This window comes from Mitsuokella apri, from assembly GCF_051886055.1.
Lineage (GTDB): Bacteria > Bacillota > Negativicutes > Selenomonadales > Selenomonadaceae > Mitsuokella.
The window spans coordinates 41,570-55,201 of record NZ_JBJEXT010000059.1; the positions used below are offsets into that span (position 1 = coordinate 41,570).

15 protein-coding genes and 1 tRNA gene are annotated in these 13,632 nt (G+C 54.1%); 2 read left to right on the forward strand and 14 right to left on the reverse strand.

Features of this window, described 5'->3' with window-relative positions:
- Positions 1-11 precede the first annotated feature (11 nt).
- From ACI4OH_RS08680 to ACI4OH_RS08710, 7 genes are all read right to left on the reverse strand, one after another.
- Positions 12-620: a HyaD/HybD family hydrogenase maturation endopeptidase gene (locus ACI4OH_RS08680; RefSeq protein ID WP_432646980.1), complete on the reverse strand. Its 609-nt coding sequence runs from the start codon at positions 618-620 to the stop codon at positions 12-14.
- Between the two features lies 1 nt (position 621).
- Positions 622-1,290 (reverse strand): hydrogenase nickel incorporation protein HypB, encoded by a 669-nt coding sequence (gene hypB, locus ACI4OH_RS08685; protein ID WP_432646981.1) that lies wholly within the window; start codon positions 1,288-1,290, stop codon positions 622-624.
- Positions 1,291-1,632, reverse strand: a complete 342-nt coding sequence (hypA, locus tag ACI4OH_RS08690) for a hydrogenase maturation nickel metallochaperone HypA (protein WP_432646982.1) — start codon at positions 1,630-1,632, stop codon at positions 1,291-1,293.
- A gap of 100 nt (positions 1,633-1,732) precedes the next feature.
- Positions 1,733-1,975, reverse strand: coding sequence for a heavy-metal-associated domain-containing protein (locus ACI4OH_RS08695; protein WP_005840792.1), 243 nt, complete (start codon positions 1,973-1,975; stop codon positions 1,733-1,735).
- Positions 1,976-2,008: 33 nt separating this feature from the next.
- Positions 2,009-2,719 (reverse strand): Ni/Fe-hydrogenase, b-type cytochrome subunit, encoded by a 711-nt coding sequence (gene cybH, locus ACI4OH_RS08700; protein ID WP_432646983.1) that lies wholly within the window; start codon positions 2,717-2,719, stop codon positions 2,009-2,011.
- Between the two features lie 35 nt (positions 2,720-2,754).
- A complete protein-coding gene (locus tag ACI4OH_RS08705; RefSeq protein ID WP_432646984.1) occupies positions 2,755-4,668 on the reverse strand; it encodes a nickel-dependent hydrogenase large subunit in 1,914 nt (637 codons plus the stop codon).
- Positions 4,665-5,759: a hydrogenase small subunit gene (locus ACI4OH_RS08710; RefSeq protein ID WP_432646985.1), complete on the reverse strand. Its 1,095-nt coding sequence runs from the start codon at positions 5,757-5,759 to the stop codon at positions 4,665-4,667. Before ACI4OH_RS08710 ends, ACI4OH_RS08705 begins: the two co-directional genes overlap by 4 nt.
- Before the next feature lie 399 nt (positions 5,760-6,158).
- Here ACI4OH_RS08710 and ACI4OH_RS08715 point away from each other — a divergent pair.
- Positions 6,159-6,234: transfer RNA gene (locus ACI4OH_RS08715), tRNA-Ala, on the forward strand.
- Positions 6,235-6,407: 173 nt separating this feature from the next.
- A complete protein-coding gene (locus ACI4OH_RS08720; RefSeq protein WP_432646986.1) occupies positions 6,408-6,758 on the forward strand; it encodes a heat-shock protein Hsp90 in 351 nt (116 codons plus the stop codon).
- Positions 6,759-6,833: 75 nt separating this feature from the next.
- On the opposite strand, the gene ACI4OH_RS08725 is transcribed toward ACI4OH_RS08720, so the two are convergent.
- From ACI4OH_RS08725 to ACI4OH_RS08755, 7 genes are all read right to left on the reverse strand, one after another.
- Complete coding sequence (locus tag ACI4OH_RS08725; protein ID WP_435721612.1) at positions 6,834-8,342, reverse strand: phosphohexomutase domain-containing protein; 1,509 nt, start codon at positions 8,340-8,342, stop codon at positions 6,834-6,836.
- Positions 8,343-8,493: 151 nt separating this feature from the next.
- Positions 8,494-10,536: an OPT family oligopeptide transporter gene (locus ACI4OH_RS08730; RefSeq protein ID WP_432646988.1), complete on the reverse strand. Its 2,043-nt coding sequence runs from the start codon at positions 10,534-10,536 to the stop codon at positions 8,494-8,496.
- A gap of 135 nt (positions 10,537-10,671) precedes the next feature.
- Complete coding sequence (locus ACI4OH_RS08735) at positions 10,672-11,421, reverse strand: sulfite exporter TauE/SafE family protein (protein ID WP_435721614.1); 750 nt, start codon at positions 11,419-11,421, stop codon at positions 10,672-10,674.
- Positions 11,422-11,547: 126 nt separating this feature from the next.
- On the reverse strand, positions 11,548-12,207 hold the full coding sequence (locus ACI4OH_RS08740) for a D-sedoheptulose-7-phosphate isomerase (RefSeq protein ID WP_435721615.1): 660 nt from the start codon (positions 12,205-12,207) through the stop codon (positions 11,548-11,550).
- Between the two features lie 68 nt (positions 12,208-12,275).
- Positions 12,276-12,962, reverse strand: coding sequence for a hypothetical protein (locus tag ACI4OH_RS08745; RefSeq protein WP_435721616.1), 687 nt, complete (start codon positions 12,960-12,962; stop codon positions 12,276-12,278).
- Between the two features lie 33 nt (positions 12,963-12,995).
- Entirely contained in the window at positions 12,996-13,274 is a 279-nt protein-coding gene (locus ACI4OH_RS08750) for a hypothetical protein (RefSeq protein ID WP_432647517.1), read from the reverse strand.
- Positions 13,275-13,356: 82 nt separating this feature from the next.
- Positions 13,357-13,536: an aminoglycoside phosphotransferase gene (locus ACI4OH_RS08755; protein WP_432647518.1), complete on the reverse strand. Its 180-nt coding sequence runs from the start codon at positions 13,534-13,536 to the stop codon at positions 13,357-13,359.
- Between the last annotated feature and the right edge of the window lie 96 nt (positions 13,537-13,632).

A 13,632-nucleotide genomic window follows, 5' to 3' on the forward strand; every position in this document is an offset into this window, starting at 1 on the left:
AGCAGTATAATTTATTTCTGTTCCATTTCCGCTTTCACGGCTTCTTCCGCCACAACACCGTAATTCACAGTGCCGTTTTCCGCCTTTTTCTGCGGCTTGATGCCCCATTCTTTAAGAACGGACACGGCCTCTTCTGCCACCTGAGGCAAAAGTTCCTTCATTTCAGGACTCAGTTCCACGCCTGCCTCTAAATCGTAAGGCTGGGCGCCGAGTACGACGACCTCCGGAATCTTGTGTCCCGTGACCGTCAGCAGGGCCAGCACGTCCTGAATGCCGACTTCATGGGCACTGAGTTTCTCCTGAAAATGTTCCATGATGGCATCATTATGGAAATGAAACCGTGTTCCAGGAGCCTGACCGCCATTGATGGAATCAATGACAAGGAGCTTTTTCGTGCCCGTCACATATTGTGTGAGCTCGATGCCGAGCGTGCCGCCATCGACAATCTGGACTTCTTCCGGGAAATCGTAGTGAGCATCGAGATATTCCGCGACGCGCACGCCAAAGCCCTCATCGCGCAGGATGACATTGCCCACGCCAAGGACCGTGACTTCAGCCGGATGCAGGACATTGTCGAGAGCCGCAGCATCCTCGCGGCCGTTGCCAAATACGTCAGCCATATTACGCTCCTTTTTTCTGCTTGTCCGCGACGCGTGCGAGCAGCCAGCTGCACCACTCGTCAATGCCCTGTTCCTTTGTGCACGAGACTTCAACGACCGTCATGCCAGGATGCAAAGTCGTGATATCTTCACGCGCAGCTGCCATATCGAAATTGCAGTACGGCACGAGGTCGACTTTATTGAGCAGGGCAATGGCCGACTCCTTAAAAATCAGAGGATATTTCATCGGCTTATCATCGCCCTCTGTAATCGAAAGCACAACACCTTTGTCGTCCTCACCGACGGCGAACTCTGCAGGGCAGACGAGATTGCCGACATTCTCGACGATGAGCAGGTCGAGATGATCGAGGTCAAGCTGCTTGGCGACTTTCTGTACCATCGGTGCATCGAGATGGCAGCCTCCAGCCGTATTGATCTGAATGACCGGCACGCCGTGTTTTTCAATGCGGTCCGCGTCTTTGCTCGTGAAGAGGTCTCCCTCGATGACCGCCATGCGGACCTTGTCCTTGAGCTTTTCCATGGTCTTTTCGAGCACCGACGTCTTGCCGGCTCCCGGCGAGCCCATGAGATTGATGACATAGACGCCCTTTTCCGCGAAAAGGGCCTGATTTTCAGCCGCTACGCGGTCGTTTTCACCTAAAATATTCTTCATGACCTGAATTTCAGCCATTTAATCCACCTCCAGATATTCCACCTGCATCTCGCGTCCCGAAATGGTCTTGAGGACTCCGTCCTTACATTCCGGACACCAGAAATCATAGTGCTCAATATGGAATGTTTTGCCGCATTTGACGCAGCGCCCCATCAGCGGCACATGTTTGACCTTGATCTCGGCGCCTTCGGCTATCGTTCCCTTGGCTATCATATCGAAGGAAAATGTCAAAGAGTCGACAACCACGCCGGACATCTCGCCAATCAAAAGCCCGATCTCGCGGATGCGTTTGGCATCATTCTTCTTCGCATAGTCCAAGGCAATATCGAGCACGCCCTCGGCAATCGCCATTTCATGCATAGTATGTTCTCCTGCAGCCAAAACTGCTTCACAGAAAAACGCCTCCCCGCCATCTTACCTGACAGCTGGGAAGGCGTTCCATCAATTTATTACCGGTTCATTATAACGCGGCTTCGAGATTACGTGCCTGCAGGACACCCAGGATATCCATGAGCTTCGTCTTAGCGGGGCTGTAATCCACCGTTGTCTCACCGTCGTGTGCATGAATGTGGACAAAGAGCACGCCCGGCAGGCCGAGCAGAGCCTTCTCTACTTCCTTTGCACTCTCTTCTGTATAGCCTTTGACCGTAAACTGGAGACGCGTATTGCCGTTTGTCTCGCCGCAGCCGCATTCTTTACACATAAGTCAGTTACTCCTTTATTCCCTTGGGAATGTTCATTTCTTCTTCGGCTTCGGGCCTTCCTCATTGATTTCCGGAGCATCGAGCGGTACATGCTCGAGGAATTTCACGCCGGAGAACATCGAGGAAGCTTCGCCCTCGGCTTCCATGAGGTCTGCGCGCAGAACCATGTAAACATGGCCGATGGCGAAGACGATGATGAGCCAGGCGACGATATGATGGACCCAATGCGTGACCATCTCACCGCCGAGCACGACATTGACCCAGCCAAACAGCGTGCCGCCGATGGCATTTGGCTCTGTCATGTAGTACATCGCAAAGCCCGTGAGAATCTCGATGAGGACCATCACGTAAAGGCCGACATACGACGTACGTGCCAGCGGGTTGCGCAGATACGGGTCATGGCCCGGTTTCAGCAGCATGTAATGCAGGGCAACGTCAATCGTATCACGGTAGAAGTGGCCCTTCCAGACACGCGGAAAAAGGCGGTCGCCAGGATAGCGGATATAGCCGTAAATGCGCAGGATAAAAGCTGCGCAGAACGCAAACGCCGCAATGAAGTGAATATTTCTTACCCAGTCCATGGACATGGAGGTGTAGGTCGGCTCAATGCCCATTACCGTCATCGGCTTCGTAATCAAAAGTCCGGTAATGAACAGCGTGACGATAGCCAGCACCATGATCCAATGGAACATCCGCAGAAACGGACTGAACAGGTAGTAGACTTTTCGTTTTTCCTCTTTCATTCTACTATTCCTTTCCTTTCCACCAGGACTCCGGCTCACTTCTCAACATGCGTGCCGGAATACGGATCCGTAGTGATGACATTGATTTTCTCGCCCTTGGCATTAAACATATGCGTAGAGCAAGCCATGCACGGGTCGAAGGAACGAACAACCTTGACAATCTCAAGCGGCTTGTCAGCAATCTTGACCTGCGTGTCCATCATGGCCTTCTCATAAGCGCCATGACCGGCTTCATCGTCGCGCGGGCAGGCGTTCCAAGTCGTCGGAACGACAGCCTGATAGTTGTCGACTTTGCCGTTCTTGATAACGACATAGTGAGAAAGTGCACCGCGCGGAGCCTCGTAGAGACCAACACCCTTGCAGTCTTTCGGCCACGTCGACGGATCCCATTTCTCCATGTTCGCCGTCTTCGTATCGCCCGACTTGATGTTCGCGATGAGCTTGTCAAAGAAGAACTTGTTGATTTCTGCATTGAGCTGGCAGTCGAGACCGCGGGCAGCCGTACGGCCGACCATCGTCGGCAGCCAGACTTCCGGTGCGAGGTTCAGGACTTTCGAAACAGCGTCAATCTGGTCGAGCATCATCTTCTCAGCCCAGGTCGGCTCACCGAGCATGCCCTTCTGGGCTTTTGCGTAAATGATAATGTAACGTGCCAGAGGACCGACTTCGCAGACCTTGCCGCGCCATTTCGGCGTCTTGAGCCAGGAGTACTTGCCATTCTCGTTGAGGGCTTTCCAGTCCGTCGGCGTGCCTTCTTTCGGACCCGTGAATTTCGGTGCCGTGACACCATCCCACGGATTGAGGTCTTTCTGACCGCCCGACGGATATTCATACCAGGCATGCTCGACGCCTTCCGTCAGTACTTCCGGATCGTTGAGATCTTCCTCATTGAGTTCATAAACTTTGGCTGCAGCCATGCCCTTGCCGAAGTCTTCGACGACACCATTCGTACGGATCAGCAGATTCTTGAAGAAATCGCCATTTGACGTGCCGGAGAACGGCTCAATCGGATACGAGCCATAGCCGATGACGCGCTCCTTGGCAAGTCCGCCGCCGTCTACGCGGCCAGCCTTGACATAAGCCGTGCCGATGGCGAGAAGATCCGGCAGATAGTAATTGTTGACGAGCGTACGGCCAAGGTTGATGGCGCGGTCAACAATGCCAAGACGGGCCGTATTGACCGGTGCATTGCCATCCTCAAGCGAAATAGCGCACGGCATGCCACCGACGACATAATGCGGATGCGGGTTCTTGCCGCCGAAAATGACCTGCGGCGTTACGAGGTCGCGGTGCTTGTCGAGCATCTCGAGATAATGCGCGATGGCCATGAGGTGAACCTCAGGCGGCAGCAGTTTGTAGTCCGGATGATCCCACCAATTGGCGGAGAAAATACCGAGCTGGCCGCTTTCAACGATGGCCTGGACCTTATTCTTGATTTCTGCAAAATACTGCGGCGTAGCAGCCGGGAAATCATGGTCGTATGCTTCCGTCACCAAAGTGCCCGGAGCGCGGAACGGCAATTTGTACGTATTGAGCACCGTATTCTGCAGATTTGCCGTAGCCACAGGATCTGCTGCGAGGGCTTCAACCGGGCTGACCCAGTCGAGTGCATGCAGATGATAGAAATGGACGATATGGTCCTGCACGGTCAGCGTAGCTGCCATGATATTGCGGATGTAGTTGGCGTTTTTCGGGATCTTGATGCCGAGAGCATCTTCAACGGCACGCAGGGCACCGAGAGCATGTGCACTCGTGCAGACGCCGCAGATACGCTGGATATAAGCCCAGGCATCGCGCGGGTCACGGTCTTTCATGACGAGCTCAAGGCCGCGCCACGCCGTACCGGAAGAAAGAGCATCGGTTACTTTGCCCGAGCCCTCGTCGACCTGCACTTCAACGCGCAGATGACCTTCAATTCTTGTAATCGGATCTACTACTACGTGTTTCATTTATTCACCTGCTCCCCATTCTCTTTCTCAGCGGCATCGCGTTTCTTCTTCTGTACCACGCTGGCTGCGGCGTGTGCTGCTACGCCGACGGCCGTAACGGCAGCGAGACCGGCACCAATCTTATCGACATCGCCGAGCGGCGGTGCAAAGCGCGGCAGGCGCTCGCTCATATTGCCCTCATCCCAGAAATGAGCGTTCGAGCAGCCGATGCACGGTGCACCGGACTGGATTGGGTAGCTCATGCCCTGGAACCAGCGCATATTGCCGCAGGAGTTGTACGTCTCCGGACCGCGGCAGCCGAGCTTATAGAGGCACCAGCCGGCCTTCGAGCCTTCATCATCGAAGCTCTCAGCGAACATGCCGGCATCGAAGAACGGACGGCGGTAGCACGTATCATGGATGCGGTTGCCGTAGAACTGCTTCGGACGGCCCTCGCCATCGAGCGGCGGTACCGTACCGAAGAGAGCGACATGCATGATGACACCCGTCATGACCTCCGGGATTGGCGGGCATCCCGGTACATTGACGACCGGCGTCTTGCCCGTGAAATGCGCAATGCCCGAAGAGCCCGTCGGGTTTGGCTTAGCGGCCTGGATGCCGCCCGAAACGGCGCAGGTGCCATAGGCAATGACCGCAGCGGCATTTTCGGCAGCGCGCTGCAGCGTGTGCGTGAACGGATGACCGCCGCTCATGCAGTAAACGCCATTGTCCTTCGTGCAGGCAGCACCTTCGACAGCCAGAATATACTGACCCTTATACTTCTGAATCGTCTCCTCGAGGTGGGCCTCGAACGGCTCACCGCTGGCAGCAGAAAGCAGATGATCGTACTCGAGAGCAACCTGGCTCAGGATGACATCCGAAGCATACGGAGAACCGGAACGGATGAAGGACTCATCACAGCCCGTGCATTCGTGTCCATGAATCCAGATGACGACTGGAAGCGGTTTTTTCTCGGCAGCCTCGACGACCTTGGAAAGCTTATCCGTGCTCAGGCCCATCAGAGACGTCAGTGCAACGCAGCCCTTGACAAAGCTGCGGCGGCTCATGCCTTTTCTGAGATATACATCCCACATACTCTCCCGTTTGTCCACTTTTTTACCTCCTCATTAATCCTTGCGGATTCCGTTGCGACTCCCTTGACAGTGGCGGCTCGTTTCCTCTGTCGGCAGAAGGCAGACGCGTTAGTGTGGCTTATCTTATTTTATTATACGCTGAATACGAAGAAATATCCACATCTATTCTCACATCTAATCATGATAAATTTTATTGATATATCATGAGGAATAGTAAGAATAAATATATTGATAAATCATATTTATTCAGCATATATATTGTTTGGCAATTGTGTTTATGTTCGCGGTTATGCTCATGAATTCCTGCTCTGCATCCCGTTTTTTTATTCCTTTTCCGCATGGCACGGATAGAAATTCTGAATAAAGGCAAAAAAACTTGAAAATACGCGGCAAACGCGGTATACTGAATTTTGTCTTGGGGACGTAGCTCAGCTGGGAGAGCGTTCGGTTCGCATCCGAGAGGTCGAGGGTTCAATCCCCTTCGTCTCCACCAAACAGGATATACAGCAGGCAGAGGCCTGCTTTTTTTATGCCATGATGCAGAAGGCTTCTTCTCTGCACCTTATCTTCTTTGAAAATTCGCAGTCATTGACAAGCTCTCCAAACAGTGTTATTCTTATGTTGTAATTTAGTTGAGTACAACATTTTATGGAAAGGAAGATTGCTATGACAAAAGAAGAAGTTCTGCAGCATGTCAAAGGTGTCGTCGAGGCTCCGAGCGTTTACGCCGGCCTTAAAAAAGTCGCTGAGGATTACCTCGCTTCCGTCGGCAAAGCCGATGAAAAAGAAAAGGCACAGGCCCTTATCGCTGCACTCAAGGAATGTGTCTGCAGCATCGATGACGTTATTCCGTTCTTTGATTCCGATAAGGCAAAAGAAGCCTTCGGCGCGGAGCAGGCCGCTGCCATGAGCAAAAAAGCCCATGAAGTCAAGGCTGCCGGCGGTGATACCTGCTTCTGCCCGGCCTGCACGAACGGCAAATTCGTCCTCGACCACCAGGATGTCCTGCTTGGCTGAGGCAAAGCATAAGATTCTTCCATAATATAAAAGAGACTGCGCGGGGCAGTCTCTTTTTGTATGCAGAACTTTGTTTTAGTCTTTGAAAACACTCATATCGAGGCTTGTAAAGCCCTTGAGGAATTCCTGTACTTTGGCGGCAATCTCAGCCACACCGCCTTTTTTGCGGCTTTCGATGTTCAGAGGCATCTGCGGGTCATGAAGGCTCATGCGCAGAAGCGCCCAGCCATCGGGGAATACCAGACGCACGCCCTCATAAGACGGCTTGGCCGAGCGAATGCCGGCCTCGGCTGCGCGCTCTTCAAATACCGTGAGGACATTGGCACCGTAGCCGCGGAAATCTTCCTCGCCCATGATCTTCATGCGGAATTCGCGGCTCTCGACCGGTTCGCCGAGATTCTTGACGAGGTCAGCAAGATGGCGTCCCTTGGCCTTGGCCTTAGCAGCTGCGATGAGCAGTTTGACAGCGAGGTAAGCGCCATCATCAAGGTAATAGTTCTCGGAAAGGGCACCGTGACCGCTCGTCTCGATGGCCAGAGGCGAAACCGTCCCCTCTTTGTTCAGTTCGATGCACTTATCAATGACATTTTTATAACCGCGTTTATAGCGCAGATGTTTGAGGCCGAGCTCACCCTGCAGGAATTCCGTGAGCTCATCGCTCGTGACGGAGTCCGTGACAATCGTGCTGCCCGGATAATCCGGTGCGATAATGGCGGCCATCATCGCAATCAGGGCGTTGCGGCTGATTTCCTTGCCATTCTTCAGGACAGCGCTCATGCGGTCGACATCCGTATCGAAAATCAGGCCGAGGTCTGCATGACTGTCAAGCACAGCCTTGCGGATAGCGGCCATGGCCTGCTTATTCTCCGGATTCGGGATGTGATTTGGGAAATGACCGTCCGGCTCCAGGAAAACACTGCCCGACGTATCGGCGCCGAGGCGGCCGAGCACCTGCGTCGCAAAAAAGCCGCCCGCACCGTTGCCGGCATCGACGACGACATGCATGCCGCGAAGCGGCGTATCGCCCATATTGAGCGCCGCGCGGATTTTCTTGCGCAGATGGTGGCAGTAGCGGTCGATGAGGTTGTATTTCTGAACCTTCGTCAAATCGCCCGTGACCTCCGGATTGCGGGCTGCCGCTTCGAGGATGGCGAGGATGTCTTCGTGCTCGACGCCGCCGTCTTTCGTGAAGAACTTGAGGCCGTTGCGGTTAAAGGGCAGGTGGCTGGCCGTGATCATGATGGAACCGTCCATTTTCGTCTCCGGGAAAACAATGGACATGAACATCGACGGCGTCGACGCGAGGCCGCAGTCGACCGTCACGACACCGGCATACGTCAGGGCCTCAAGCACGGCTTCCTTGAGCATCGGCGCGGAAAGGCGCGAATCATGGCCTACGGCAATGCGCAGATCCTTGATTTTCTTGCCCGTCTTCTGAGACAGGAAATCGAGGAAACCACTCGTAATGCGGTTGGCCGCTTCGGCATTGAGCGTCACAGGCTCATCGGCAACGCCCTCGATGGAAACACCGCGCACGTCACTGCCATTGGCCAGTTTCAACAGATTTTTTTCGGATATTGGCATAGGATTACCCCCCTGCAAGATTGATGCGTTCCTTTATATTGGTACCTATCTTTATTCCATACTTCAGGAAGAAAATCCTGCAAGGCATAGAAAAATGGGAATCGCCGCCTGTGGGGCAATTCCCATTTATTTCTTCATATTATAAAGTGGATCAGTCTTTTTTGCCGCCCAGTACGACTTTTGAGAAAATCACGAGGGCTGCAGCAAAGACAGCCAGGCCGAGGTATTCTGCCGTATCGGCAAAATCCTTGCCCACGATGGCCAAAGGTGCTTCCGAGCCGCCATTCGTGACGGAAACGACGATGACACCGGCCAGCACGACGCCGACAATCGATTCACCGACAATCAGGCCTGAGGCAAAGAGCGTGCCGCGGCGGGCTCCAGCCTTCGCTTTTTCTTCGCCCCATTTTTCCTTCATGTGTTTGCGCAGGAAATAGCCGAGGACAGCACCGACCACGAGCGGCGTCTGTACAGAAGGCGGCAGATAAATGCCCATGCCGACCGCGAGCGGCGGCAGGCTGAGATTTCTCGTATTGCGCTTCAGGAGCTGGTCAACGATGACGAGGACGACGCCGAGGCCAAGGCCGATATAAATGTAATTCCAAGCCAGCGTGCTCGAGAAAATGCCCTGGGCAATCGTCGTCATCAGGGCAGCCTGCGGAGCGGCCAGAGCCTGATTCGGGTCCATATCCGGACGCGGCAGAGCCCCCGGGAAGCCGTAGGCCTGATAAAGAAGATTGAGGACCGGCGCGATGACGAGAGCGCCGACAATGCACCCGAGGAGCAGTGCGACCTGCTGACGCCACGGCGTAGCGCCGACGAGATAGCCCGTCTTGAGGTCCTGCATATTATCGTTTGAAATGCAGGCAATGGCGACGATGATGGACGTCGTGAAGATGGCCGTAGCCGTCGCAAATTTTTCGCCGCCCGGCAGCGCAAAGATGCCAAACGAAGAGCAGAGCGCGTACATGACGAGCGAAGCGACGATGATGGCTAAGATACCGATACCCGAAATCGGGCTCGAGCTCGTGCCGACGAGACCTGCCATGTAAGCGCAGGCAGCGGCAACGAAGAAGCCCATGAGCACGGCAACGCCGACACCGATAAAGGTAAAGGCCAGATTTTCAGAAGCCGGCAGACCTTCCGGGCTGACAAACATATAGAAAATGACGAGCAGACCGGCCACCGTCAGGGAAAAGACCATGGCAACACTCTGGATGCTCATATCGATATCCATGCGATGTTTGCCTTTTTCGGAATCCGGCGTATGCAGGGCAGCCAGAGATTCCTTGACGCCGTCGATGACAGGACGTGCAAGCATGATGAGCGTCCAGACAGCCGCCACACCCATGGCACCGGCACCTATGAGGCGGACGCGCTCCTGATAGACAGAGCCGGCAAATTTCTGCAGAGTCATGCCGTCAGGCAGGGCACTCGTAATCGTGTAATACGGCACAAAGCCAGCCCAGGCAATCAGGATGCCGACGAGCATGGCAAGGCCTGCAGCGATGCCGATGAGGTAACCGGCACCGACAAGAGCTGTGGAATAGCCGAGCGGCAGCTGTGTCATGCCGCGGCCCACAGGAATCCAGAGAGAGAACTGCGAACCGAGGACCTGCAGGGCGTTCGAGCAGAACGCGATGATGCCGGCGAGGACACCGCCCGAAGCGATTTCCTTGACGCCGGAGCCTTCGGCACTCTTCCTGCCCTCTTTATCATCTTTACGCGACTGACTGCCGACTTTAAGGATTTCTGCAGCAGCCACGCCTTCCGGATAAGCGAGGTCGCTGTGCACGACCATGGCGCGGCGCAGCGGGATGGTGAAAAGAACACCAAGGCAGCCGCCGCAGGCCGAGACCATCAAAGTCTGCCAGAACTCAAAGCCCTGCCAGTAACCGATCATCAGCATGCCCGGAATGATAAAGATGATGGCCGACAGCGTGCCGGCAGCCGAAGCCTGCGTCTGTACCATATTGTTCTCGAGAATATTGGAATTCTTCGCCATCTTGAGCACAGCCATCGAGATGACTGCAGCCGGAATGGCTGACGAGAACGTCAGGCCGACTTTAAGTCCGAGGTAGACATTCGACGCTGTGAAGATGACAGTCAAAACAGCACCGAGGAGCATGCCGCGGACAGTGAGCTCAGGCAGCCGCAGTTCGTGCCGCATGAACTCATTCTCTTCTTGTTTCATGATGATTGCTCCTTTAAAGGAATTTTTATTTTTGTGCACCACAGGCGCACAATCACAAACTCCATTATATCATATTTTTTTACGCTGTAAACAAAATTTTCTGTATACAATCGGCATAAAAAAGCCTGCTGCCACTCAGGACAGCAGGACCGAAGCAATCGTATAAATGCAGGTAACGTAAAGCAAAACATAGATGAGCCGGCGTATGAGCATCTTCGGCACATACGGAAAAATCGCATGACCGACAAAAATGCCGATGGCCAGCGCCGGCAGCAGGTAGATGAATTCGCCCCAGGCCGGCACAAGTGACAGCCCGCCAAGCGTGTAGCTCGTCAGCGAGGTCGCATTGCAGAGGAAGAAAAACACAAAACACGTCGCGCGCATGACATCAACCGTCATGCGGCTGTGTGCCATATAGATGAGGAAAGGCGGACCGCCCATGCCGGCCGTTATGGATGTGAAGCCTGAAAAAATGCCCGTGATGCAGGAGTTCCGGCGGCATTCTTTGACGTGCAGGTGCAGAACCTGCATAATGCCGAGCGAAAAGAGGACCATGACGCTGATGAAAATCTTCAGCGTCGCACTCGCAGCATGGTCAAAAGCCCAAAAACCGAGGGGCTGCCCGAGGAGCACGCCGAGGTAAAGCCAGAAAACGAGCTTCAGATTTGCCGTGCGCAGGGAAAAGAGCCCTTGGGCAAAATTCGCACAGCAGGCCAGAAGAAGCATGACGGGCACCGTGAGTTTCGGGTCATAAAAGAGCATTAAGAGCGGGGCCGCGACAATTACGAGTCCAAAGCCCGTGATGGACTGCAGGACAGCCGACAGAAAAATGACAACGGCCGGCCAGAGATGGCCCTCCACGCCCATGAGATACGCTGTAATCATAAATCTCTTCTCTCCCCCTGAACTTGCTAAGATGATTTTATCTTAGCACCGAATCCGGGAAAAGCAAAGAGCCCGCCCTCATAAATTCTGAGGACGGACTCCTTCTATTTGTCCGAACAGGAAGTATTAGTCTTCCCCAAAGAACTCGTTTTCTGCTGCGATGCAGAGCATATGGTAGACGGGCAGATGGAGCTCCTGAATGCGGAACGTCTCATCATCCGGCACGCAGATCGTGATATCCGCAAGGCCGCGGGCTTTAATCTTGCCGCCGCTTTTGCCCGTCAGGGCAATCGTGCGCACGTTCTTGACCTTGGCCATCTGCAGGGCATAGATGACATTCGTCGAATTGCCCGAAGTCGAGATGGCGAGGAGCACATCGCCTTCATTGCCCATGCCCAGAAGCTGCTGGGCAAACGAAAGGTCCGGAGCCTGATCGTTGGCAAAGGCCGTGTTCAGAGCAACCTGGTTGACCATCGAGAGGGCCGGCAGCGCCCCCTGCAGATTCTTCATGAAGTAATCGGCCTCTTCAGGGCAGACCTCGCGCATTTTCTTTTCCATCTCAGGGCCGAGCCTGCGCGGCAGCAAAAAGCCCTTCATGAGCTCGCCGACAATGTGCTCAGCATCCGACGCGCTGCCGCCGTTGCCGCAGACGATGAGTTTATGGCCTGCGGCATAGCTTGCGCAGATGGCCTTGACGGACTCGATGAGATCTTCGCGGCAGACGGCCAGCGCCGGATAACGCGCGATGAGGTCATCGACTTTGTCGAGAGTTGACTTTTTTGGCATATAGACACTTCTTTCCAGTACACATTGAGGTCTGGCAAAAATCGGCCGGACCGACAAAATTTCATATTTTAACGATTGCGGTAGCGGTCCGCCGTGGACTTGGCATCGTAATCGTTTTCGCGCGGCTTGATATCCTGGATGGGCTTATGAGCCTGCGGGGCCGATGCGTTGTCCTGCTGACGCATCTCGAGCGGCTGATGGTAAGCCGTATTCTCACGGCGCGCGGATTTATTGCCGCGGAACTTGTTCCAGAGCCAACGCACGATCATGACGGCCGCAACAATCATGATGCCATTCATCAAAAGGCCCATGATGTCGGCAAACATGCCGCTGCCCATGCCAAAGAAATGCGAAAGCATGGAGCCTAAGAGCATGCCGCCCGCGAACAGGCCGATGCCGCGCATGATGCTGCCGAGACGGCTCGAGCTCTGCGTATTCGTGTTTGCCGCCGTATTGGCCTTTGCATTGGTGTTAGACGCCGGCGCATTCTTCTCAAGGCTCTTGGCATCTTTCGACGGTGCGTACGACGAGCCATTGCCCGAGACGGACTTGCTCTGCGACGTACTGCCCGTGCTGGCTGCCGGCGCCTTTGGTGCAGCCGGAGCCGCCTTCGGGACGCTCATTTTCGCGCCGCCCTTCGCGGCATAAGCGGTGTTAACGGGATTCAGGAAGGCCGGAGCCTCAGGCAGCACCGGAGCTGCCGAGAGCACCATGGCACCGACCATAAACGCCGCCATTGTCTTCTTGAAATTCATATAGATTCTCCTTACCTTATATACACAGAACGATTATTCTTCCTTATAGGATTTGATATCCTCAGGGAAGGCGTAAATCTCACCGACCGTATCGAGTTCGCCCGACAAATAGCGGTCAATGTCATCGACATCGATGTAGAGCTTGCAGTCAATGTCAAGATAGCCCTGTTCACGGCCATTCGACAAATCGCGGATTGCCATGAGCTTTTCGCGGAGCTTCAAAAGCTCGCTGCGCGTGGCGTGGATATCGAGTTTGATCTGCGGCACGCCGTATTCCTTGAGCACCTCGTCCATGGTCATGCGTTGTGACATAATCGTCATCCTCTCTTTTGACTTTTTGATGTTTTTTATTTTAATGATACACGCTGAATACTTCCTGAAAAGCTGCTAAAAATCAGGATTTTTTTGTCTCTTCTTCTTTCTCACGCGCCTGAATGCGGTCTAAGATGCGCTGCAGATGGCGTTTCTGCCTTAAATGCGTCTCATATTCCAAATCATTCGAATCAATGCGCATGCGTTCTTTCAGCATATCGATACTGGCCTGAATCCTCCTTATGGCTTCATTTTCTGCCATCCCTTACACCTCCAGTCTTTATGACTTTATCGGATTCCATACGATTTCATTATACAGGAAAACAGCGTCAGCGACAATGGCAGGGCTCTGCCCGCC